This is a genomic window from Pseudomonas sp. GW822-FHT01E03, assembly GCF_058802985.1.
On record NZ_JBXAOQ010000012.1, the window covers coordinates 83222 to 106489 of the forward strand.

At 60.2% G+C, this 23268-nt stretch carries 22 protein-coding genes and 1 pseudogene; 13 read left to right on the plus strand and 10 right to left on the minus strand.

Going from position 1 to position 23268, the window contains the following annotated elements; translation table 11 throughout:
- Window position 1: 1 nt before the first annotated feature.
- The 3 genes from folE to AC1RP7_RS22955 form a co-directional block, all read right to left on the minus strand.
- The gene (gene folE / locus AC1RP7_RS22945; RefSeq protein ID WP_008046221.1) at window positions 2-562 is read right to left on the minus strand and encodes a GTP cyclohydrolase I FolE; all 561 of its coding nucleotides are present in this window, start codon (window positions 560-562) and stop codon (window positions 2-4) included.
- A gap of 19 nt (window positions 563-581) precedes the next feature.
- Window positions 582-1292 carry a dihydromonapterin reductase gene (folM, locus tag AC1RP7_RS22950; RefSeq protein WP_090453111.1) on the minus strand — a complete coding sequence of 237 codons (711 nt, stop codon included), beginning with the start codon at window positions 1290-1292 and terminating at the stop codon, window positions 582-584.
- A 172-nt stretch (window positions 1293-1464) separates the two neighbouring features.
- A complete protein-coding gene (locus AC1RP7_RS22955) occupies window positions 1465-2034 on the minus strand; it encodes an antibiotic biosynthesis monooxygenase (protein WP_493182889.1) in 570 nt (189 codons plus the stop codon).
- Between the two features lie 223 nt (window positions 2035-2257).
- Between AC1RP7_RS22955 and AC1RP7_RS22960 the strand changes: the two genes are divergently transcribed.
- On the plus strand, window positions 2258-3217 hold the full coding sequence (locus tag AC1RP7_RS22960) for a MerR family transcriptional regulator (protein WP_493182887.1): 960 nt from the start codon (window positions 2258-2260) through the stop codon (window positions 3215-3217).
- Window positions 3218-3220: 3 nt separating this feature from the next.
- Here AC1RP7_RS22960 and AC1RP7_RS22965 read toward each other — a convergent pair whose 3' ends face one another.
- Window positions 3221-3826, minus strand: a complete 606-nt coding sequence (locus tag AC1RP7_RS22965; protein WP_057716397.1) for a hypothetical protein — start codon at window positions 3824-3826, stop codon at window positions 3221-3223.
- Between the two features lie 54 nt (window positions 3827-3880).
- Window positions 3881-4357 (minus strand): PAS domain-containing protein, encoded by a 477-nt coding sequence (locus AC1RP7_RS22970; RefSeq protein WP_493182882.1) that lies wholly within the window; start codon window positions 4355-4357, stop codon window positions 3881-3883.
- Between the two features lie 102 nt (window positions 4358-4459).
- Between AC1RP7_RS22970 and AC1RP7_RS22975 the strand changes: the two genes are divergently transcribed.
- The 4 genes from AC1RP7_RS22975 to AC1RP7_RS22990 all read left to right on the plus strand — a co-directional run bounded on the left by AC1RP7_RS22975 (window position 4460) and on the right by AC1RP7_RS22990 (window position 8003).
- Window positions 4460-4915, plus strand: a complete 456-nt coding sequence (locus AC1RP7_RS22975; protein WP_493182881.1) for a flavodoxin — start codon at window positions 4460-4462, stop codon at window positions 4913-4915.
- A 191-nt stretch (window positions 4916-5106) separates the two neighbouring features.
- Window positions 5107-5889, plus strand: coding sequence for a class II aldolase/adducin family protein (locus AC1RP7_RS22980; protein WP_493182880.1), 783 nt, complete (start codon window positions 5107-5109; stop codon window positions 5887-5889).
- Entirely contained in the window at window positions 5889-6791 is a 903-nt protein-coding gene (locus AC1RP7_RS22985; RefSeq protein WP_057716393.1) for an alpha/beta fold hydrolase, read from the plus strand. The genes AC1RP7_RS22980 and AC1RP7_RS22985 overlap by 1 nt, the downstream gene beginning before the upstream one ends.
- Window positions 6792-7091: 300 nt before the next feature.
- A complete protein-coding gene (locus AC1RP7_RS22990) occupies window positions 7092-8003 on the plus strand; it encodes an SDR family oxidoreductase (RefSeq protein ID WP_057716392.1) in 912 nt (303 codons plus the stop codon).
- A 74-nt stretch (window positions 8004-8077) separates the two neighbouring features.
- Here the strand turns inward: AC1RP7_RS22990 and AC1RP7_RS22995 are convergent, their stop codons facing one another.
- Entirely contained in the window at window positions 8078-8848 is a 771-nt protein-coding gene (locus AC1RP7_RS22995; protein WP_493182878.1) for an N-acetylmuramoyl-L-alanine amidase, read from the minus strand.
- 580 nt (window positions 8849-9428) lie between these two features.
- Between AC1RP7_RS22995 and AC1RP7_RS23000 the strand changes: the two genes are divergently transcribed.
- The 3 genes from AC1RP7_RS23000 (at window position 9429) to AC1RP7_RS23010 (ending at window position 15301) form a co-directional block, all read left to right on the plus strand.
- Complete coding sequence (locus AC1RP7_RS23000) at window positions 9429-11222, plus strand: DUF1302 domain-containing protein (protein ID WP_493182877.1); 1794 nt, start codon at window positions 9429-9431, stop codon at window positions 11220-11222.
- A 23-nt stretch (window positions 11223-11245) separates the two neighbouring features.
- The gene (locus AC1RP7_RS23005) at window positions 11246-12616 is read left to right on the plus strand and encodes a DUF1329 domain-containing protein (protein WP_150812787.1); all 1371 of its coding nucleotides are present in this window, start codon (window positions 11246-11248) and stop codon (window positions 12614-12616) included.
- 141 nt (window positions 12617-12757) lie between these two features.
- Window positions 12758-15301 (plus strand): LuxR C-terminal-related transcriptional regulator, encoded by a 2544-nt coding sequence (locus AC1RP7_RS23010; RefSeq protein ID WP_493182875.1) that lies wholly within the window; start codon window positions 12758-12760, stop codon window positions 15299-15301.
- A 15-nt stretch (window positions 15302-15316) separates the two neighbouring features.
- Here AC1RP7_RS23010 and AC1RP7_RS23015 read toward each other — a convergent pair whose 3' ends face one another.
- Window positions 15317-16114, minus strand: a complete 798-nt coding sequence (locus AC1RP7_RS23015) for an IclR family transcriptional regulator (RefSeq protein ID WP_493182874.1) — start codon at window positions 16112-16114, stop codon at window positions 15317-15319.
- Between the two features lie 163 nt (window positions 16115-16277).
- On the opposite strand from AC1RP7_RS23015, the gene hmgA reads away from it, so the two are divergent.
- From hmgA to maiA, 3 genes are read left to right on the plus strand one after another with little or no spacing between them, the layout of a single operon-like run.
- Window positions 16278-17582: a homogentisate 1,2-dioxygenase gene (gene hmgA, locus AC1RP7_RS23020; RefSeq protein WP_090453136.1), complete on the plus strand. Its 1305-nt coding sequence runs from the start codon at window positions 16278-16280 to the stop codon at window positions 17580-17582.
- Between the two features lie 3 nt (window positions 17583-17585).
- Window positions 17586-18890 carry a fumarylacetoacetase gene (fahA, locus tag AC1RP7_RS23025; protein WP_340315214.1) on the plus strand — a complete coding sequence of 435 codons (1305 nt, stop codon included), beginning with the start codon at window positions 17586-17588 and terminating at the stop codon, window positions 18888-18890.
- 12 nt (window positions 18891-18902) lie between these two features.
- On the plus strand, window positions 18903-19538 hold the full coding sequence (gene maiA / locus AC1RP7_RS23030; RefSeq protein WP_057716383.1) for a maleylacetoacetate isomerase: 636 nt from the start codon (window positions 18903-18905) through the stop codon (window positions 19536-19538).
- A 57-nt stretch (window positions 19539-19595) separates the two neighbouring features.
- Here the strand turns inward: maiA and AC1RP7_RS23035 are convergent, their stop codons facing one another.
- Window positions 19596-20399 (minus strand): SirB1 family protein, encoded by an 804-nt coding sequence (locus tag AC1RP7_RS23035; RefSeq protein WP_340315218.1) that lies wholly within the window; start codon window positions 20397-20399, stop codon window positions 19596-19598.
- Between the two features lie 183 nt (window positions 20400-20582).
- Between AC1RP7_RS23035 and AC1RP7_RS23040 the strand changes: the two genes are divergently transcribed.
- Window positions 20583-21602, plus strand: a complete 1020-nt coding sequence (locus AC1RP7_RS23040; RefSeq protein ID WP_057716381.1) for a Glu/Leu/Phe/Val dehydrogenase family protein — start codon at window positions 20583-20585, stop codon at window positions 21600-21602.
- Window positions 21603-21790: 188 nt separating this feature from the next.
- Here AC1RP7_RS23040 and AC1RP7_RS23045 read toward each other — a convergent pair.
- A pseudogene (locus AC1RP7_RS23045) lies at window positions 21791-22030 on the minus strand (YebG family protein); the annotation flags it as partial.
- A 276-nt stretch (window positions 22031-22306) separates the two neighbouring features.
- Between AC1RP7_RS23045 and AC1RP7_RS23050 the strand changes: the two are divergent.
- On the plus strand, window positions 22307-22807 hold the full coding sequence (locus AC1RP7_RS23050) for a phosphate-starvation-inducible protein PsiE (protein WP_057716379.1): 501 nt from the start codon (window positions 22307-22309) through the stop codon (window positions 22805-22807).
- Here AC1RP7_RS23050 and AC1RP7_RS23055 read toward each other — a convergent pair.
- Entirely contained in the window at window positions 22804-23118 is a 315-nt protein-coding gene (locus tag AC1RP7_RS23055) for a DUF3509 domain-containing protein (protein WP_349733665.1), read from the minus strand. The two genes, AC1RP7_RS23050 and AC1RP7_RS23055, sit on opposite strands and share 4 nt — an antisense overlap.
- Window positions 23119-23268 lie beyond the last annotated feature (150 nt).

Here is a 23268-nt window from a genome sequence, read left to right on the forward strand (position 1 = left end):
GCTACTTGCTCCGTCCAATCAATTGCAGGAACTCCTGGCGGGTATTGCTCGACTCGCGGAAGGCACCGAGCATCACCGAGGTGTTCATGGTCGAATTCTGTTTCTCGACGCCGCGCATCATCATGCACATGTGCTGCGCCTCGATGACCACTGCGACGCCTGCCGCGCCGGTCACTTGCTGCACCGCGTCGGCGATTTGCCGGGTGAGGTTTTCCTGGATTTGCAGGCGCCGGGCGAACATGTCCACCAGCCGCGCGATCTTCGACAGGCCCAGCACCTTGCCGGTTGGAATATAAGCCACATGCGCCTTGCCGATGAAGGGCAGTATGTGGTGTTCGCACAGCGAGTACAGCTCGATGTTGTCGACGATTACCATTTCATCGTTGTCGGAGGCGAACAGCGCGCCATTGACGATCTCTTCGACACTTTGCTCATAGCCATGGCAAAGGTACTGCATGGCTTTGGCTGCACGCGTCGGCGTATCGAGCAAACCCTCGCGGTCGGGGTTTTCACCGAGACCGATGAGGATCTCTCGATAATTCTGGGGCAGGGATAACGTCATGGAAAATCCTCGCGGGACACTATTTGATGTGCCTTCCGCCATTGACGGTCAGGGTGGTGCCGGTGACATAAGGGTTGTCGAGCAGATAGCGCAGGCTCTGGTAGATCACTTCGCAACCGGGTTCGATGCCCAGCGCGGACTTGGCCAGCGCCTTGGCGCGGTAGGCCGCGTCGTCTTCAGGGTTGAACAGTAGCAGGGCCGGCGCGATCCCGTTGACCTTGATGGCCGGCGCGTACCGGGCGGCGAAGGACAGGGTCAGGCTGTCGAGCCCGGCTTTGCTGGCGCAATAGCCGATATGCCTGCTGCTGCCCTTGCGGGTCACGTCATCGCTGATGTGCACGATGTCGGCGGGGCTCGAGCGTTGCAGCAGGTCGGCGCAATGCAGGTTGATCAGGTAGGGCGCCAGCATGTGCACGCTGAACATGCGGGTGAATGCCGCGGCGTCGGTGTCCGGCGTTTCAGCCAGCCATTCGGAGGCGTTGTGGACGATTGCCCGCAGGCTGTCGGTATGGGTTTTCAGCTCGTTGATGAAGGCGAAGATTCCGGCCTCACTGGCGAAGTCCGCGAACACCGCGGTGGCCCCCAGGTCGCGCAGGGCTTGTACGCCGGGGCGCTCGCTGCGGTAGCTGAAAATCACCCGATGGCCATCTTCCAGCAATCGCCGGGCGCAGTGCAGGCCGACACGCTGGCCGGCGCCGGTAATGAGGACAGGGGCTGCGGAAGAAGTCATGAACGGCTCGCATCGCGGTGAGAGCAAAACTATACCAGCGACGGGAGCGCTCTACCTATTGCGAGGGAAACAAGTGTGGGAGCGAGCTTGCTCGCGATTGCGGACTGTCAGACATACACATATGTTGACTGACACGCCCTCATCGCAAGCAAGCTCGCTCCCACAGGAGGGATCAATGATTCTGTGTGGAGGGTTCGGCACGCAATTGGCTTGCCGGCGTGCTGTTCAGCCAGCCGGCCAGCAAACGGGTCGACAATGGAATGAACAGGTAAACCATCAGCGGCGTCAGGCACAGGGTGCTGATGAACACCCGCGGCAGCAGGCTCATGTCACTCAACAGCGGCCCCAGCACAAAGTTGAACAGCAGCGAGACCGGAAAGAACGCCAGCCAGATCGCCACGGCCTGTTTCCAGCGTGGCGGGCGTTGACCGACGGCACCGAACCAGCCCTCGATGCCGCTGACCCGGTGTTCTGTCGGGTGGGCGAACAGGTCGCCGCCACGTCCGAGCCAGGCGCTGCGCGAAGCGGAATGTTCCCAGGCTTGCAGGGTCTGCTCGTCGGCGAAGCGGAAAATGATCTGGAATTCGTCATCGCCGGGCGGCGGAGCGAGCACACCGGAGCCGAGATAACCGGGAAAATCGGTGGCCAGTTGTTCGCCTTCGCGCAACCAGGCGATCAGGTCCTGGTAGCGTCCATTGGCAACGCGGCGTGCAACCATCAGCGTGACGGGAGGGCTAGACATTGTGTATCTCCGTAAGGCATTTGCGTCGCTCCGGATAGGAACTTCGCCAGGCACAGCGCCGGGGTGGTGGGCTGCGACTCGAAACAAGCAAGGATTATTCCTGATTCAGTCAATCGCGTCTGCGGCGTTTTTCGCTCGTTCGCGGCATGGAATTTTTTACGGAAACTTTACGGGGCAGGGGCGTTAGAATACGCCTTGGACGATACAAGGATGTTTCAACAGGATGCCCATATTTACAGACGTCGCTTCAGGCTCCACGCAGGCCGTCGCTCTCGAACAGGAAGAGCTCTTTCCCATTCGTGAGGTGGCGCGACTGACAGGTGTAAACTCGGTCACGCTTCGAGCCTGGGAGCGACGATATGGCCTGATTGTTCCAACACGCACCGACAGTGGGCATCGACTGTATTCGATGTCCGATATTGAGCGTGTCCATAGCATTCTCGGCTGGATCGAGCGCGGGGTTGCCGTCAGCAGGATCGGCAAGATCCTGGCCAGGACCGAGCCACTCCAGGCGTTGTCGCATATCATCCCCAACAACCTCGTGGAAGCCGATTACGCGCAGTGGCGGCAGCAGATTCATGTTGCGGTCAACGGGTTTAACGAGCTTCGGCTGGAGGAGCTCTACGGGCAAATCTTTTCCAGCTACTCCCTGCCGGTGGTGTTCCAGGGCATTCTGATGCCCGTCTGGAAGCGGTTGTTGCAACGCCAGGACCAGTTCGGCGGCACCAGCGAGTGGCTGTTCCTGGATGGCTTTTTGCGTTCCCGGGTGTTGCAGCGTCTGTTGTTGATGCGCGAAAAACAGCCGCGTCGCGTGGTCATCTGTGCCCTGGATGGCAATTGCCGGGAACTGGAACTGTTGGTCGCCGCCCTGTTCCTGAGTTCCGGGCCATTGGCCGTTCGCGTACTGAACATGGGCCAGCCATTCGAGGAACTGGCGCTGATGTGTGAAAGGATCAAGCCCCTGGCTCTGGTGCTGTTTTCCAATCATGTGCCGGCTCCCGAGTTGCCGCGGCGTCTGAATCGCCTGGCCATGAGTCTGGAGTGCCGATTGTTGTTGGCCGGCGATGCTTCTGACCTGGCACAGGAAAGCCTGGCCGGGTCATCGATCGGTTGCCTGGGCAATGAAGGGGAGGTCATGAGCCAGCGTCTGAAGCAGTTCCTGGCGGGTACTCTGGATACTTGACGTTCAGAGATGCAGCGCGGGATGAGTCAAACGATGCTGTTGCAGGATGAACTGGCGCAGACGCTCGGCTTCATCGGTATCGCTCAGGCTCAGTTGATAGGCGTAGAAGCCCTGTTCGTTTTCTTTCTCGAAAGTACCGCGCAAGGCAATCCGCTCGTAGCCTGAGGGGCTGAACCACAAGGCGAAATGCTTCGGTGGTTTGGTCCTGTTGCGAGCTTCCAGCAAAACCCCTTTGCACGACACTTCGTGTACCCACAGGGTGCCGGGTTGACCCTTGGCGTTTTCCAGCGCTACCGGTTCATCCAGTACCAGGCGCCAAGGCCGGACCATCGGCCCGTCTTCGTAGATGCTGGGCACGCCGAGGCGCAAATGCAGCGCATGGAACTCGTCTTCCACCAAGTGCAGGGGGAAGGTCATTTGCTGGTTTTCGAAGCTGGCTTGAATGGTGACCTGCTCATGGGCCGCCAGGCGGGTGAGCAGGTCACGGATTTGCGACCCACCGTTGACGAGAAGGCTCGACGTTGCGTCCCGCACATTGAGTTGCGGGTTGTGTTGCATGGTCTGGATGAAATCCAGCTCATCTTGGGTCAGGAGCGCGTCGCGTTGCATGGCCAGCTCGAAAGATGTAGTTACAAAGTCATTGGTGATTGTAATTACTGACCATTAATTCTGAGTTTCGTTTGCGCCGTTCGTCGCCTTGAGCGCAGCAAGCTCGGCCTGGAGTTCAGCCAACTGCCTCTCCAGCTGTGCCACGCGCTGTTGCGCCTTGATCTGCACAGTGACGTCTTTCTGTACGCCGACAAAATAGGTTTGCCCGTCCGCTGGATTTTTCACCGTTGAAAGGGACAGCTCGTTCCAGAACGGCGTGCCGTCCTTGCGGTAGTTGCGCAGTATTTCCCGGCAGGATCCTCCACGGTTCAATGCATCGCGAATCAGCGGCAGCGCTTGCTGATCGCGGTCCCCCGACTGCAGGAAGCGACAATCCTGATAGAGGATTTCTTCACTGGAGTACCCCGTCAGGCGTTCGAACGCGGGGTTGACGTAAATGAGGATCTTGTCCTGATCGCCTTCCTTTTCGGCAATCACGATACCGTCGTTGGAGGCGTTGATCACCATTTGCAGCAGTTGTGCATTAATCATCGGAGTATCCTTTCCTGATTGATTGTCAATTGCATTCTAAAAGAATAATCACAACCGTGGTGTTAATATCCGGGTCTTTCACTCGGATTCAGGATCAGCTCGATGAAAGTCGCCATCATTTCCGGCTCGGTGTACGGCACGGCCGAAGAAGTTGCCCGCCACGCCACCAGCCTGTTGAACGCCGCCGGTTTCGAAACCTGGCACAACCCGCGTGCGACCCTCGCCGACATTCAGGCGTTTGGCCCTGAAGCCTTTCTGGCGGTGACCTCGACCACCGGCATGGGTGAGCTGCCGGACAACCTGCAGCCGCTGTATTCGACCATTCGTGACCAATTGCCAGCAGCCTGGCGCGGTTTGCCGGGCGCGGTGATCGGATTGGGCGATGCGAGTTATGGCGATACTTTTTGTGGCGGCGGCGAGCAGATGCGCGAATTGTTCGCTGAACTTGGCGTTCGCGAAGTGCTGCCGATGCTGCGCCTGGATGCCAGCGAAACGGTGACCCCAGAGACGGACGCCGAGCCTTGGCTGGCGGACCTGATCAGCGCACTGCGCGGCTGAGCGTTGCCCTGGCCCCATGCCTGTCAGACCCTTGCTGGCGCCGGTCATTTGACATGGATCCAGGACAGCGGGGCGGCTGACTCGCTGGGCCATCAAGCTGGCTGCCAATGCAACTACACGAACCTCAAGGGCTGACTAGACTCGGTGAACATAGGAAACACTCCATAATAAAAACACCGAGGCTCCTTGCCGTGACTGTCGCTCCCGTCCAATCGCCACCCAGCGTCAAAGACCAGGTCAGTGCTGCCGAGTGGCAGACCCGCATCGACCTGGCAGCCTGTTATCGCCTGGTCGCCCAACATGGCTGGGATGACCTGATCTTCACCCATATCTCCGCCAAGGTGCCCGGCACCGAAGACTTCCTGATCAACCCGTTCGGGTTGATGTTTCACGAAATTACCGCGTCGAGCCTGGTCAAGGTGGATCAGGCCGGCAACAAGCTGATGGACAGTCCTTACGAGATCAATCCGGCGGGTTACACCATCCACAGTGCCGTGCATGAAGCCCGTCACGATGTCGTCTGCGTGCTCCACACCCACACGGCTTCGGGGGTGGCGGTGTCGGCGCAGAAGCAGGGTGTTTTGCCGATCAGCCAACAGTCGTTGTTCGTGCTTTCCAGTCTGGCCTACCACGCCTACGAAGGCGTGGCGCTCAACCATGAAGAGAAAGTGCGGCTACAGGCCGATCTCGGTGAAAACAATTTCCTGATGTTGCATAACCACGGTCTGCTGACCTGCGGCAGCACCATCGCCGATACGTTCCTGATGATGTTCACCTTTCAGCGTGCCTGCGACATTCAGGTCATGGCGCAAAACGGTGCCGCTGAACTGATCGCCATCGAACCGCAGATTCTGGCCGGCGCCAAAGCCATGATCGCGGGTGTCACCCGAAGTGCTCAAGGAATGGGCGGAGCGCTGGCCTGGCCGGCACTGCTGCGCAAACTCGATAAACTGGACCCGGGTTATAAACTCTGATGGAGCTCGCCGAGATCCCCTTGTGTGTCTGGCGCAAACGCAGCCAGACGTTCGTATTCCGTGGCCAGAGCATCCGCTACTGGGCAGCAGGCCAGGGTGAGCCGCTGTTGCTCATTCACGGCTTTCCATCCGCCAGTTGGGACTGGCATTACCTGTGGCAGCCATTGGCCCAGCGCTTTCGCGTGATCGCTTGCGACATGCTGGGCTTCGGCGATTCGGCCAAACCGGCGAATCACGAATACAGCCTGCTGGAGCAAGCGGATCTGCAACAGGCACTGCTTGAACACCTGAATGTCGAGCAGCCAGTGCACCTGCTCGCCCACGATTACGGCGACAGCGTGGCTCAGGAACTGCTGGCCCGGCATTACGAATCGCGGGTGGAGCTGGCCAGTTGCGTGTTTCTCAATGGCGGGTTGTTTCCGGAAACCCACCGCCCGGTACTGATGCAAAAACTCTTGCTCAGCCCTTTGGGCTGGATGATCGGCCGCGCCTTCAGCCGTGATGGCCTGGTAAGAAGCTTTCGGCAGATTTTCGGTCCGCAAACCCGTCCCAGTGAAAGCCAGATGGATGATTTCTGGAGCCTGGTCGAAAGCCATCAAGGGCCACGGATCATGCACAAATTGATCGGGTACATCCCGGAGCGGCGCGTCTGGCGCGACCGCTGGGTGAGCGCGATGCAACGCGGTGAAGTGCCGCTGCGAGTGATCGATGGCGGGGTCGATCCAGTCTCCGGCGTGCACATGGTCGAGCGTTACCGGGAGTTGATCCCGGAGGCGGACACGGTAGTGTTGCCCGACATTGGCCACTACCCGCAGATCGAGGCGCCCTGCGAGGTGCTCAAGCACTACCTGGCGTTTCGCGATCAATTGCTCTTGCCGCCGCGCAAGGTGGCGTGTTCCTGAACCTTAAGGTGAACTGTTGTGGCGAGGGGGCTTGCCCCCGTTGGGCTGCGCAGCGGCCCCAAACCATACGGCGCAGTGATTCAGGTATAACGCGTTTAGCCGGTTTACGACTGCTTTGCAGCCGAACGGGGCGATGCGGCGATCCGACAAGCCCCCTCGCCACAGGGTTCATGCCTATTTCTCTTTCAATCATCCCCCTGCCTTATCGCGCACCATTCAGCCTCTCCCGTGTTCATTGTGACCCGCTGCGCTGTGCCTGAAACTCGGACTCACTGTCCCTAGGCCTGCTGGAGTCCCCCCATGAATGAGTCTGTGCGCTTCGAAGATAAAGTCGTGATCATCACCGGAGCCGGTGGCGGCCTGGGACGGACGCATGCACTGTTGTTCGCCAAACAGGGCGCCAGGGTGCTGGTCAACGATCTTGGCGGCTCGGCCCAGGGCGAAGGCGCCAATGCCTCGGCCGCCGACCGCGTGGTCGCGGAGATTCGCGAGGCCGGCGGCATTGCCGAAGCCAACCACGATTCGGTCACTGACGGTGACAAACTGGTCCAGCACGCCCTGGACGTCTTCGGTCGCGTCGACGTGGTGGTCAACAATGCCGGGATCCTGCGGGACAAGACCTTCCACAAAATGGATGACGCCGACTGGGACCTGGTTTACCGCGTCCACGTCGAAGGTGCCTACAAAGTCACCCGCGCGGCCTGGCCGCACATGCGCGAGCAGAATTACGGCCGGGTGATTTTCACCGCGTCGACCTCGGGCATCTATGGCAACTTCGGCCAGTCCAACTACGGCATGGCCAAGCTCGGTCTCTATGGCCTGACCCGCACCCTGGCCATCGAAGGCCGCAAGAACAACATCCTGGTCAACGCCATCGCCCCCACCGGCGGCACGCGCATGACCGAAGGCCTGATCCCGCCGCAAGTCTTCGAACAGCTCAAACCCGAACTGGTCAGCCCGCTGGTGGTGTACCTGGCCAGCGAGAACTGTCAGGAAACCTCCGGTCTGTTCGAAGTCGGCGGCGGCTGGATGGGCAAGGTCCGCTGGGAGCGCAGCCTCGGCATCGGTTTCGATCCACGGGCCGGCTTCTCCCCGGAAGACGTGGCGGCGCACTGGCAGCAGATCTGCGACTTCGAGGGCGCGGCGCATCCGAAGGACAACATCGAAGCGCTGAAGGAAATGATGGGGAATTTGCAGAAATATACGCTTTGATACCACCGGCAAGGTCACATTGACTGACCTTGCCGGTTGTTGCATTTGTCGGCTGCAAAGCGGTTTGCCAATGGTCAGCAGGGAAAGTATTTGACGACCAGCGCCTTCAGGTTGGCGGCTGTTTGCGCGTCCATTTTTCCATCGAAGTTTTCCGGGCGAAAATGCATCTGGAATGCCCGCACCAATTGTTGAAAACCGCCTTCCGTGGACGCCCCCGAAACATCGTATCCATAGGATTTGAACAGCCCCAGCAACTCGCTTCGGGCTGGAACCCCCGATGTGTTGTATTGGTGCAGATACTCGTCCCGAGTGGCTTCATCGAACCAGGCGCCGACACCTTTCAAGTAAAGCTCCCGCCAGGGAAACATCGGCCCCGGGTCACTTTTGCGGCCGATCGAAACATCGGAGTGGCCCAGAACCTGCGTCGGCGTGATATCCGGGTAGCGCATGAGGATATTCAGTGCCAGTTGTTCAATCGCAGCAATCTGCTCGGGGTGATACGGCGGAAAGGTGAATTCGCCCTTGTTGTCGGTCGCCAGGTTGACGATTTCAATGCCGATGGACGTATCGTTCAGATTGCTGCGGCTACCCCACTGACTGACACCTGCGTGCCACGCGCGATAGGTTTCATCCACCAGGCTGAAAACTTCCTGCCCGGTATGGCCGGCTTTCAGGTAACTGGGGTCCGTGATATCCGGAACCAGATAGTGCGCGCTGACATTGGGGCCGGTCAGGGCACTGACAGAACTCGCAAAGTCAGCGGCCGTGTAGTGAAGAATCAGAAAGCGTATTCGACTGTTGAAACTTCTGGTTGAGCGATACCGGTTGTAGTTGATGGATTTCATGGTTGCACTCGCAATAAGTAGGTTTGAAGTCGGACGAAGATAAAAGTCGTTCGCCGACTTGCTGTTCAACTTAAAGACTTGAGTGCTTTTGGTGTTTACCTATGCTTGTGGGTACTTTCTGAAAGAAAAGTAGGTATGCGAAGCTTTGCCTGGATACTCCGGGGTCACTGACTGGCAGCTGTTAATTATCAAAAACCATCGCCCATAAAAAAGGCCGCTGCAAACGCAGCGGCCAAAGTAAGACGTTGGATCAGGAGCTACAAATCAACGTCAGTGAACACAGGGTGACGAACCGAATCCTCGATTCATCTGAAGTCTCTCAGTCACGGCGCAGGCGGGTACAGGGTGCCTGCGGTGGTTTACTGTGACAGTGAGGTAAGAATAAGCCCTCGGCGCTGTAGGAAAAATACCAATTCCCGACATGCACTGTTGCAGCCCCGGCAACAGTCGGGATTCGGGTGCTCGTCGTCTGTGCCAGTCATCCTTTAGAGGTACACCACGAATACCTCCTTGGTGCGCTTATCGACCCCCGGTGCCCGGCAGTAGGGTGAGGCCTTCTGTCACTCACCGGGGAAGACGCATGACAAAAACAACAATGCGCGCCATCTTCACACCGCAGGCGCTGGCGGTTGCGGTCGCATTAGGCTGTTGCGCCCAGGCGCAGGCCCTTTCATTCAACATCGGGGAGATCGAGGGGACGTTCGACTCCTCGTTGTCGGTCGGCGCGAGCTGGGGCATGCGTGACGCGGATAAATCCCTGGTGGGCATCGTCAACGGCGGCTCCGGCCAGTCTTCGACCGGTGACGACGGGCGATTGAATTTCAAGAAAGGTGAAACCTTCTCGAAGATCTTCAAGGGTATTCACGACCTCGAACTGAAGTACGGCGACACCGGTGCGTTTGTGCGAGGCAAGTACTGGTACGACTTTGAACTCAAGGATGAAAGCCGCCCCTTCAAGGACATCAGCGATCACAATCGCAAAGAAGGCGCCAAGTCTTCAGGCGGACAAATCCTCGACGCTTTCGTCTATCACAACTACTCCCTCGCCGATTTGCCGGGCACGGTCCGCGCCGGCAAGCAGGTGGTCAGTTGGGGGGAGAGCACGTTCATCGGCAACTCGATCAACAGCATCAATCCGGTCGACGTGTCCGCGTTCCGTCGTCCTGGCGCCGAGATCAAGGAAGGCCTGATCCCGGTCAACATGTTGTTCGCCTCCCAGGGGCTGACGGAAAAGCTGACCGTGGAAGGCTTCTATCAACTGGAATGGGACCAGACGGTCGTCGATAACTGCGGCACTTTCTTTGGTGTCGATGTGGTGGCGGACGGCTGCAACAAGGGCTACACCGTCGCCAGCCCGGCCATTGCACCCTTGCAGCCGATTGCGGCTGCCTTTGGTCAGGGCTTCGAGGTCAGCAAAGAGGGGGTGATCGTTCCCCGTGGCGGTGACCGCGATGCCCGGGATTCCGGGCAGTGGGGTACGGCGCTGCGCTGGCTGGGGGACGACACCGAGTACGGCCTGTACTTCATGAACTACCACAGTCGTTCACCGAATGTCGGGACCACCACCGCCGGCCCCGGTACGCTGGCAAGCATTCCGGGAATCGTTGCCACCGCCAACCGCATCGCCCCCGGCAGCGGTTCGGGCCTGGCCCAAAGTGTGATGCTCGGTCGCGGCCAGTATTACCTCGAATACCCGGAGGACATCCGCCTCTACGGCGCCAGCTTCGCCACCACGTTATCCACCGGCACCGCGTGGAGCGGGGAAATCAGCTACCGCCCCAACCTCCCGGTGCAGGTCAACACCAATGACCTGACCCTGGCCATGCTCAATCCGATTGCAGGTGGTGCGGCATCACCGATCGCCACGTCACCCGGGGCTGACAACAAAGGCTACCGCCGCAAGGAGGTGACGCAGATCCAGAGCACCCTGACGCACTTCATCGATCAGGTCGCGGGTGCAGATCGCCTGACCCTGGTAGGCGAGGCGGCGGTGGTTCGGGTCGGTGGTCTGGAAGCACGCACCAAACTGCGCTACGGCCGCGACTCGGTGTATGGCCAGTACGGATTCGGCGGCGATACCGACGGTTTCGTGACCTCGACTTCATGGGGTTATCGCGCTCGGGCCATCCTCGATTACAACAACCTCATCGCCGGGATCAACGTCAGGCCCAACCTCTCGTGGTCCCACGACGTCGCAGGCTTTGGTCCCAACGGTCTGTTCAACGAAGGCGCCAAGGCCATCAGCCTCGGAGTCGATGCGGACTATCGCAACACCTATACCGCCAGCCTCAGTTACACCGACTTTTTCGGCGGCGACTACAACGTCCTCACCGACCGTGACTTCGTGGCGTTGAGCTTTGGTGTGAACTTCTGATCTGGCTGAAAAGGATGAATTCAATGCGCAAGATGATTCTGCAATTGGGCACCGTTCTGGCCCTGAGTCTGCTGGCCGCCAACGTGATGGCGGCGGTGTCGCCGCAAGAAGCCGGCCTTCTCGGCACCAGCCTTACACCGCTCGGTGCCGAGAAGGCCGGCAATGCCGATGGCTCGATTCCGGCCTGGACCGGCGGCATCCCGAAAAACGCTGGCGCGGTGGACAGCAAAGGTTTCCTGGCCGACCCGTTCGCCAACGAAAAGCCGTTGTTCGTGATCACCGCGGCGACTGTCGACAAGTACAAGGACAAACTCTCCGACGGCCAGATCGCAATGTTCAAGCGCTATCCAGAGACCTACAAGATTCCGGTCTACCCGAGCCATCGCACCGTGGCGTTACCGGCAGAAATCTATGAGTCGGCCAAGCGCAGTGCGCTGAACGTAACACCGATCAACGAGGGTAACGGTCTGGCCAACTTCACTGGTAATCGCTACTACGCATTCCCGATTCCGAAGAATGGCGTGGAAGTGATATGGAACCATGTCACTCGTTACCACGGCGGCAATCTGCGCCGCACCATCACCCAGGCAACACCGCAGTCCAATGGCGACTTCACGGTGATCCGCTTCAAGGACGAAGTCGCCGTGCCGTCGTTGCTCAGCGATCTGAAACCGGGCAGCGACGATAACGTCCTCAACTACTTCAAGCAGGAAGTGACCGCGCCGGCTCGGTTGGCGGGCAACGTGTTGCTGGTCCACGAGACCCTCGACCAGGTCAAGGAACCGCGCAAGGCCTGGATCTATAACGCTGGCCAGCGCCGGGTACGGCGTGCGCCGCAGGTCGCTTATGACGGTGTCGGCACCTCATCCGACGGCCTGCGAACTACCGATAACTTCGACATGTTTTCCGGCGCGCCGGATCGCTACGATTGGAAACTGATCGGCAAGAAGGAGATGTACATTCCCTACAACAGCTACAAGCTCGACTCGCCCAACCTCAAGTACACCGATGTGATCAAGGCCGGGCACATCAATCAGGACCTGACCCGCTACGAGTTGCACCGTGTCTGGGAAGTCGTCGCCACGGTCAAGCCGAGCGAGCGTCACGTGTACGCCAAGCGCCACATGTACATCGACGAAGACAGCTGGCAAGTGGCGCTGGCCGACCACTACGACGGGCGTGGTCAACTCTGGCGCGTCGCCGAAGGGCATGCTCAGTTCTACTACGATCACCAGGTGCCGGCCTACACCGTCGAGGCGCTCTATGACTTGATCGCCGGTCGCTATATCGCCCTGGGAATGAAGAACGAAGAGAAACGCAGCTTCGAATTCAATATCGATGCAAAAGCGGGGGACTACACTCCAGCAGCCTTGCGGAGCACGGGAGTCAGGTAGGTTTCCTACAGGGTCTTACACAAAAGGGTGACTTTGCGGTCACCTTTTTTATAGCGGTCGATCAGTGTGTTGAATACTTCTTCAACAAGCGCTCGGGAGGGGGCTAGGGTGGCGCCAGAATTATAAAAAAGGCGCACCACAATGACTGCAATGACGCACTGTCTGGACCGCCCTGGCTTCCTGCCCCGACTGTCGTCCCATCATCTGTCCCGCGAGCGACTGATCGAGCCCATGCTGGTTTCGACCGCTCGGGTGAAGTTGCTTTGCGCACCGGCCGGTAGTGGCAAGAGCGCGTTGCTTACCGAATGCCTGCTGCGGGCGCCGGAGCACGCTCGGACCTGTTGGCTGCCGCTGGCGGGGGCGTCGTTGAGTGCAGCCGATTTACTATTGCGCCTGACGCAAGCGCTGGGTCTGCCCTCGACGGATGAGCCCGGGCTGTTGGCGCATCTGGCCCGATTACAGGCACCGACCTGGCTGTTTATCGATGATTACTGTCGAGCACCCAATCCGGAACTCGACCGGATGCTCGATCGCCTGTTGGCCGTCGACAGCCCGGCGCTGACCTGGTGGCTGAGCTCCCGTCGACGACCACCCTGCAACTGGCCGCGGCTGCTGCTCGATAATGAGTTGTACGAGTGCGAAGGCCGGACGCTGGCGTTTACCGAGGCCGAGGTCGGGCAGTTGCTCGGTCATGTCGAGCCGGCCCTGGCGGCACAAACCGCCAAAAGGGTGGCTCAGCGCAGTGGTGGCTGGTGCGCTGGCGTGCGGATCGCATTGCTTAATGGTTGTCCGTGGTCGGGTGAGCAGGGGCGTTCGGCGACATTGCTCGATTATCTGCAACACGAGTTGTTCAACACCTTGCCGTCGGAGTTGGTTGAGGTCTGGAAGGTGTTGGTTCATCTGCCACGCTTCAACGCCAGCTTGTGCGAGCATCTTTTCGGTACGGGTGAGGGCGCGCAGTGGTTGCACGCGTTGCAGGACATGGGCTGCTTCATTGAACCCTGGGAAGACTCCGTCGAGTGGTTGCGGGTCTTCGAGCCACTGGCCCGGGAGATGCGTGAAGAACCGACCCCGGCCGGGCGGTCCTGGCATCGCCGCGCGTGCCAATGGTTCAGCGCCGAAGAAGACTGGCAGGGCGCCTTCGAGCAGGCGTTGCTGGCGCAAGAGCACGAGGTCGCGGTCAGCCTGTTGCAACACTTCAGTTTTGAGCATCTGTTCAAGTGTCAGAACGTCAGCTGGTTACTCAAACTGCACGAGCAGCTGGGTGAACAGTTGACCCTTGGCACGCCGCAACGGGTGGGGTTGATCACCGCGGCGTTGCTGTTTGCCGGGCGTTTCGAGCAGGCGGCTGCCTGCATTGGGCAACTGTCCCGATTTGCCCCGCAGCCGACGGCATCCTTGCAACGCCAACTGCTGGCGCGTTGGCAGGCGCAACAGGGTTGGTTGCTGCATTTGCAGGGACGCCTGCCGGCGGCTCGGGCGCATTTTATCGAGGCGCTGGACGAACTGGCGGCCGAGGCATGGCCCGCACGGTTGTTGTGTCTGTCCGGGCTGACCCAGCAAGCACTGCTCAACGCCGACCTCGATGCCGCCCAGGCCTTCAATCGTGATGCCCTGTGCCTGGCGCGGGCGCAAGGCTCGTTGCTGTTTGAAGGCTTGCTCGAACTCGATCATGCGCAGTTGCTGGAGCAGCGTGGCGCACCGCGGCGAGCAGGGCAGTTGCTGGCCGACATCCATGAAATGCTCGGACGGCAGGCTGATCGACCGACGCCGCTGCTGGGACGAATCGCCCTGCGGCGTGGGCGCTTGGCCTTGTGCCAGGGCCAGGATGAATTGGCCGGTGAATGTTTCCAGGCGGGCCTCGATGACTGCCTCCACAGTCAGGACAAGCATGTGCTGTACGGGTTTCTCGGGCAGGCGCAACTGGCGGCCAACCAACGTGATTACGCCCATGCATTTGATCGTCTGCGCGAGGCCGAACGGTTGATGCAGCAACGGCAGATCCCCGACACGGTGTATCGCGGGGTACTGCTGCAAATCAGCAGTCATTTCTGGCTGCAACAAGGGCGCCCGGAGTTGGCCCGGGAAGCGCTGACCCGGGTCTTGCGTCATTATCGTGGGGCCAACGCGCGCCAGGCACCGCCGGCCACGCTGCAACTGATTGCGCGTATCGAATACCAGTTGGTGTTGGCCGAGACTCAACTGCAACTGGTGCAACGTCCACTGGATCGACTCAGGGCGTTACTCGAACACGCGCAACAACACGCCATGCTGGCGCTGGAAACGGAGCTGCAATTGGCAATCTGCGAAGTGGCGGACCTGACGGGTGAGCCGGACACGGCTCACGCAGCGCTGGAGGCCGGGCTGGCGTTGGTCAAGCGTTGTCAGGGACAACAGGCATTGCGTGATTTGAACTTGCGCCAGCCGAACCTGATCTGTCGTTTGCAAGGCGAGGAGACGGTGACCGCGCTGGCCCCGGATGCCAGCCTGCTGAGCGGTCGGGAACTGGAAGTGCTCGGCCTGATTGCCCAGGGTAATTCCAATCAGCAAATTGCCGAGCAGCTGTTCATTTCGCTGCATACGGTGAAAACCCATGCCCGGAGAATCCATAGCAAATTAGGTGTTGAACGTCGCACGCAAGCGGTGGCGATGGTCAAGAAGTTGGGCCTGATCCTGCCCGCCTGATCATCGCCGCTGCGTTCAGGCTGTCGATGAGTCGGGCTCAAAGCCCATGCGCCAGCTCACGGCGCGGGTGGCGGCTAACAAACGCTGCGCCGCCGGGCCGTTTTCATCGGCATGAAACAGCGAGGTCGGCCCGACCACGGTCAGTACTGCCGTGATCCTGCCCATGGCGTTGAACACCGGTGCCGACAAGGCATCCACTCCGGGCATCAAGAGTCCATGCACATGATGCAGGCCCCGATGGCGGATCTGTTCGCACATCGTTGCGTAGGCCTGATCATCCGCCAAGGCGTGGGCGGTAACGTTTTGCAGTTCCTGTTCACGCAGATCCACGGTTTCACGCGCAGGCAGGTAGGCGCCAAACACCAGTCCCGTCGAAGAGCTGAGCAAGGGCAACACCGAGCCCAGTTGTGTCACCACCGTCACCGCACGCACCGCCGGTTCGATATGGACCACTGTCGCGCCCTGATTGCCCCACACCGCCAGAAAACAGGTTTCGTTCAAGTCATCGCGCAGTTCAGCCAGGGGCAGGGCGGCGATTTTCAGCACGTCCATACTGTTGAGTGCCGCCAACCCTACGCGCAGGGCTTCGCGGCCCAGGCCGTAATGGTTGGTGGCGGCGTTCTGTTCGGCGAATCCGCTGGCGATCAAGGCCTGCAAATAACGGTGAACCTTGCTCGCCGGCATCTGCACGTGTTCGGCCAGGCGCGACAGCGAAGTCGAAGGCGACAACTCGGCCAGAGCCTTGAGGATGTCGGTGCCAACCTCGGCCGAGCGGACTTTCTGTTTACCGTTGTTGTCGCTGGTTTTTTCCATGGTGGCTGGGATCCCGGGACGAATGGGCGTCTTTATAGCTTGACGGTCAATACCAATCAAATTACGTTATGCGTAATCAAATTACGATAAAAACAACCCAGGCGTGCCTCGACCTCTGCAACAGAGCGAGCGGCCACTGCCGACTCCCTGTTCAGGAGGCTCCATGAACCCCGATTCAACGACGCCAGCGCTGGCCTACCTGTCAGGCTTCGGCAACGAATTCAGCAGTGAAGCGTTGCCCGGCGCATTGCCTGTCGGCCAGAACTCCCCGCAAAAAGCCCCGTACGGCCTTTACACCGAACTGTTCTCCGGCACGGCGTTCACCATGGCGCGCAGTGAAGCGCGGCGGACCTGGATGTACCGCATTCAGCCGTCGGCCAATCATCCGGCATTCGTCAAACTGGATCGGCAACTGGCCGGTGGCCCGCTGGGTGAGGTGACCCCCAACCGGCTGCGCTGGAACCCGCTGGACATTCCCGCCGAGCCGACCGATTTCATCGACGGCCTGGTGAGCATGGCCGCCAACTCGGGCGCAGAAAAACCGGCCGGGATCAGCATCTACAACTACCGCGCCAACCGTTCCATGGAACGCGTGTTCTTCAACGCGGACGGCGAGATGTTGCTGGTGCCTGAACTGGGACGCCTGCGCATTGCCAGCGAACTGGGCGTGCTTGAACTGGAGCCGCTGGAAATTGCCGTACTGCCTCGCGGCCTTAAATTCCGCATCGAACTGCTCGACCCGCAAGCCCGCGGTTACGTCGCCGAAAACCATGGCGCACCGCTGCGTCTGCCGGACCTGGGGCCGATTGGCAGCAATGGTCTGGCCAATCCGAGGGACTTTTTGACCCCGGTGGCGGCCTACGAAAACCTGCAACAACCCACCACGCTGGTGCAGAAATTCCTCGGCCAGTTGTGGGCTTGCGAGCTCAATCATTCGCCGCTCAACGTGGTCGCCTGGCACGGTAACAACGTGCCGTACAAATATGACCTGCGCCGATTCAACACTATCGGCACCGTCAGTTTCGATCACCCCGATCCGTCGATCTTCACTGTGCTGACCTCGCCGACCAGCGTTCACGGCCTGGCCAACCTCGACTTCGTGATCTTCCCTCCACGCTGGATGGTGGCCGAGAAAACCTTCCGTCCGCCGTGGTTCCATCGCAACCTGATGAATGAATTCATGGGGTTGATCCAGGGCGAATACGACGCCAAGGCTGAAGGCTTTGTGCCCGGCGGCGCATCGTTGCACAGCTGCATGAGCGCCCACGGTCCGGACGGCGAGACCTGCACCAAAGCGATCAACGCTGACCTCAAACCGGCGAAAATCGACAACACCATGGCGTTCATGTTCGAGACCAGCCAGGTGTTGCGCCCAAGCCGTTTCGCCCTCGATTGCCCGCAACTGCAAAACACCTACGACGCCTGCTGGGCTACGCTGCCCGCCACTTTCGACCCGACCCGGAGATAACCCATGACGCAGACTTCCATCACTCGCAGCTGGGTTGCATCCGCCAACGGCCACGCGGACTTCCCCCTGCAAAACCTGCCGCTGGGCGTGTTCAGCCTCAACGGCTCGGCACCGCGCAGTGGCGTGGCGATTGGCGAGCATATCTTTGATCTGCAAGCGGCCCTTGAGGCCGGATTGTTCGATGGCGCCGCGAAGGCTGCCGTCGAGGCCACCCGTGGCGGCCAGCTGAATGCGTTCTTCGAACTGGGCCGCGAGGCTCGCGTCGCATTGCGCGAGCGTTTGCTGGAACTGTTCGCCGAGGGCAGCACCCTGCACGGCAAGATCGAAGCCCAGGGTGCAAAATTGCTGCCGCTGGCGGCAAATTGCGAGATGCACCTGCCGGCGAAAATCAACGATTACACCGACTTCTACGTCGGCATCGAGCACGCGCAGAACGTCGGCAAGCTGTTCCGTCCCGACAACCCGTTGCTGCCGAACTACAAGTACGTGCCAATCGGCTACCACGGTCGTGCGTCGACCATTCGTCCGTCCGGTACCGATGTGCGCCGCCCGAAAGGCCAGACGCTGCCGGCCGGTCAGAGCGAACCGACGTTCGGCCCTTGCGCGCGCCTGGACTACGAACTGGAGCTGGGCATCTGGATCGGCCAGGGTAACGACATGGGCGACTCGATTGCCATTGGCGACGCCGCCGACCACATCGCCGGTTTCTGCCTGCTCAACGACTGGTCGGCACGGGACATCCAGGCCTGGGAATACCAGCCGCTGGGGCCGTTCCTGTCGAAAAGCTTCATCACCAGCATCTCGCCGTGGGTGGTCACCGCCGAAGCGCTGGAGCCGTTCCGTCGTGCCCAGCCTGCACGTCCCCAAGGCGATCCGCAGCCGCTTCCGTACCTGCTCGACAAGCGCGACCAGGCCGCTGGCGCGTTCGACATCGAACTGGAAGTGTTGCTGCTCACCGAGGCCATGCGTGAACAGAACCTGCCAGCCCATCGCCTGACCCTGAGCAACACCGGGCACATGTACTGGACCGTGGCACAAATGGTCGCGCACCACAGCGTCAATGGTTGCCAATTGCAGGCTGGTGACTTGTTCGGCTCGGGCACGTTGTCGGGGCCGCAGAGCGGTCAGTTCGGCAGCCTGCTGGAAATCACCGAAGGCGGTAAAAAGCCGATCGAACTGGCCTCGGGCGAAGTGCGTAAATTCCTTGAGGACGGTGACGAAATCATCCTGCGCGGCCGTTGCCGCCGCGACGGTTTTGCTTCCATCGGTTTCGGCGAATGCCGCGGCAAAGTGCTGCCGGCGCGCTAACAGGAGCGGGGCATGGAACTCTATACCTACTACCGTTCGACATCTTCGTACCGGGTGCGTATCGCGTTGGCGCTCAAGGGCCTGGATTATCAATCCTTGCCAGTCAACCTGATCGCACCGCAGGGTGGAGAGCATCGTCAGCCGCCTTATCTGGGCATCAACCCGCAGGGCCGCGTGCCGGCCTTGCGCACCGATGAAGGCGAGTTGCTGATCCAGTCTCCCGCGATCATCGAGTACCTGGAGGAACGTTATCCACAGGTCCCGCTGCTGTCCAAAGACCTGGCTGCCCGTGCTCACGAGCGCGGTGTGGCGGCAGTGATCGGCTGCGATGTGCACCCGCTGCACAACGTCAGCGTGCTCAATCGGCTGCGCCAGTCGGGCCACGACGAACCGCAGGTGGTGGAGTGGATCGGTCACTGGATCGGCCAAGGGCTGGCCACGGTGGAGCAGTTGATCGGTGATGACGGTTACTGCTTCGGCCCCGAACCCGGGCTGGCGGACGTCTACCTGATCCCGCAGCTGTACGCGGCCGAGCGTTTCAATGTTTCTCTTGAAGCTTATCCACGTATCCGGCGAGTGGCGGCATTGGCGGCCACTCACCCGGCGTTCATCAAGGCGCATCCGGCGAACCAGCCAGACACGCCCTGAAACCTCACACCGTTCCAATGTGGGAGCGAGCAGGCTCGCTCCCACAATGATTTGTGATCAGTGAACGATGGAGTTCGGCGGCAAATGCCCCAGCCGCTCCGTCAGGCGAATCCGCTGGATCGGATCGTCGCTGAGCAGCAGCGCATGCTCCAGGTCAAAACGCTCGGCGTTCGGACAGTCCAGCCGTTGGTACAGGCTGGCCCGGGCCAGATAGTCGGCGGCGCTGGCGTTGCCCAGTTCCAGAACGCGTTCGGCGTCGATCAAGGCATTGATGACGTCGTCGTGGGACAGGTACAACTGGCGCAGGTTGCGCGACAGCCGCTGCAACATCTGCACTGGCTCGGCGGTTTCCAGGTGCTCGGCGCTGAGCTTGATGTTCGGGCCGTACTGGCGGAGCAACAACTCCCGACAATCGTTGGGATAAAGGCGACGGCCGCCGCAGGGGTCGAGCAAATGATCGGCGCCCGGCACCCGCAGCAGGAAATGCCCGGGGAAGTTGACCCCGACCATGGGAATCTCCAGCCCCCTGGCCAACTCCAGCGCAATCAGCCCCAGCGTCAAGGGTTGTCCACGTCGGCGTTCCAGTACTTTGTCCATCAGTGCCACTTGCGGGCGCAATGGCGTGAAGTCGTCCTGGGCGAAGCCAAGGTCATTCATGCGCCGCAGCAGCGGTTGGGCCAGTTCACTGACCGGCAGCATTGGCAAGCCACCGCTGACCCGTTGTTGCAACGCCTGGAAATCGGCCAGCAGCGCTTGCGGTTCCACCTCGCTGTCGTGCTCGGCCGCAATCCACAGTGCCGCCTCGAACAGCGCGGGCGGTGAACGTTGCAGACAGGCGAAGAACGATTGGCGCGGGGTCATCAAAATCTCCGGGCAATGCCTCGTTTTAGCCCCCTCTCCGGCATTCGTCCAGTACCGTACAAGAGCGACCACGGGTTATTTCCGAAAGCCTGCATCGGGGCCGTGCTTATTCCGGTGCGCTTCTGCAATTTTTGGGCGCAAGCCTATACTGGCGACTACAAGAAGTGATTCGGGAGCCCTACGATGTTCGCTCTCATGCAAAGCACTCGCCTTGAATCGCTGCATCTGAGCGTTGACTCGGTCACCGGGTTGAAGGCGGTCATTGCCATTCATAACAGCCGGCTGGGGCCTGCCCTGGGTGGTTGTCGTTACCTTGCCTATCCCAGCGACGAGTCTGCGGTCGAGGATGCGGTGCGCCTTGCCCAAGGCATGAGTTACAAGGCGGCACTGGCCGGCCTGGCCCAGGGCGGCGGCGTGGCGGTGATCATTCGCCCCGTTCATGTGGCCAACCGCGCGGCGCTGTTCGAAGCCTTCGGGCGCTGTATCAATCAGCTCGACGGGCGCTACATCACGGCCATCGACAGTGGCACCTCAGTGGCGGACATGGATTGCATCGCCCAGCAGACCCAGCATGTCACCAGCACCACCGCGGCGGGCGACCCTGCGCCACACGCGGCGATGGGCGTATTCACCGGCATTCGCGCCACAGCGATGGCGCGACTGGGCAGCGATAACCTCGAAGGCCTGCGCGTTGCCATTCAAGGCTTGGGCAACGTTGGTTATGCCCTGGCAGAACAGTTGCACGCCGCCGGGGCCGAACTGCTGGTCAGCGATATCGATCACGGCAAGGTGCAACTGGCGATGGAGCAACTCGGGGCTCACCCCATCGCCAACGACGCACTGCTCAGCACGCCTTGCGATATTCTTGCGCCGTGCGGTTTGGGCGGGGTGCTCAACAGCCACAGCGTGACGCAACTGCGCTGCTCGGCAGTGGCCGGTTCGGCGAACAATCAGCTGACCCATCTGGATGTTGCCGACCAACTGGAACGTCGCGGCATCCTGTACGCACCGGATTACGTGATAAACGCCGGCGGACTGATTTACGTGTCGCTCAAGCACCGCGGCGAGGAACTGTCGACCATCACCGCGCACCTGTCGAAAATCAGCTCGCGCCTGACTGAAGTGTTCGCCCACGCCCAGGCGGAAAAACGCTCCCCCGCGCGGGTGGCCGACGAGTTGGCGGAGAAGGTGTTGTACCGGTGAAACTGGCATGAGTTTTCCACAGGCATGAAAAAGGCCCTGGGTCATTCGACTCAGGGCCTGTTCAATTCGGGCTTTGCCTATTTGGCGGCTTTTGGGGCCTTGGCAGGCTTGGCCGGGGTGACCGGCTCAGCGGCCTCAACGACCTCGGTTGCCGCAACAGGTTGTGCGACTTCAACCGGTGCGCTGAGCAGTTCGGACAGGGCGTCCGGCTGGCTCTTGAACGCCTTGGCGAACACGTCGCGATTTTTCGCCATGTAGATCCCGGCTTCTTCCACTTGCTGCTCGGTCAGGGACGGAACGGCTTTTTGCAACACTTCAGCCAGCAATTCGGCCAGTTCGAGCATTTTGTCATGACGGTCAGCTTCGGCTTTATCCATGAACAAGCGCTCCAGATCTCGGCTGCTGCGGTATACCACTTCGACGGCCATTCACCACCTCACATGCCTTCACATTGGTTGTCGATTTCGACTACTGTATCTATATACAGCTAAAGGATAAGCGAATCCCTGCCTTTTGGGTAGTGGCTTTTTAATGTAGACCGAATTCGGGATTTGTCAGGCGGGGCGCTGCACAGGTGCGACCAAACGCCACGGCGCACAATCCCGAGCGGCTCGCCATCATGGGCTGGCCTTTTTTCTGCATGCAGAAAAACCGTCACGTCCAACCCGCATCATCCGGTCGAGCCGACCTAAGGAAGCATCATCGTGAAAATCAACTGGGCCGAAAAACTGCGGCAGAACGTGCATGAACTGGCCGAGTCCCTGGGCAATCTGTTTGTCGAAACCTTTCACTACCTGGCGCTGTTCGCCATTGGTGCGGTGACCGCATGGGCGGCGGTGATGGAATTTCTCGGGATGATCGAAGAAGGGCACATCAAGATCGATGACATCTTGCTGCTGTTCATCTACCTGGAACTGGGGGCGATGGTCGGGATTTACTTCAAGACCAACCACATGCCCGTGCGCTTCCTGATCTACGTGGCGATCACCGCGCTGACGCGGCTGCTGATTTCCAACGTTTCGCACCACAACCCGCCGGACCTGGGGATCATCTACCTGTGCGGCGGGATTCTGCTGTTGGCGTTTGCGATTCTGGTGGTGCGTTACGCTTCGTCGCAATTTCCTTCGGTGAAGATTGAGAACCCACACCGCAAAACAGGTAAGGGCTCCAGTGAACATCCGGAAGTAGAAAAGGGCGAGCTTTAAAGCCCCATGGTGGGTCGGTGGCGGTCACTGGCTGGTGGGGGCAGGCTGCGCGCGCCGCCGTCGGTCATTGATTCGAGGATGGCCACGGCGCAGTGGCCTTGCTCGATGGCAATGCCGAACTGAATGCTTTGCACCAATCGTTTCAGGCGCTCGGGGTCATTGCGTTGTTCGGCGCTGATCATGCGTTTGGCCACCACGCGGCCACTGTTGGACAGGGTCAGCATGATGCGGCCGTCCAGGCCCTGAATACTCAGGTTGATCTGGTAATCCGCTGCAAAGGCATCGGTAATGAGCTGGAAAGGGTTGTCCATGATGCGTCACCGCCTGATTGAACGTGCAGTTGTTGACCGGCCATGATCGGGTTGGTTCGCAACGCCAGACCACCGGCCATCTCGCCATCATTGTTCCAGCATGGAAGTAGCAAGGCCCATGCCGGAAAATTGTCGGACAAAAAACACGTT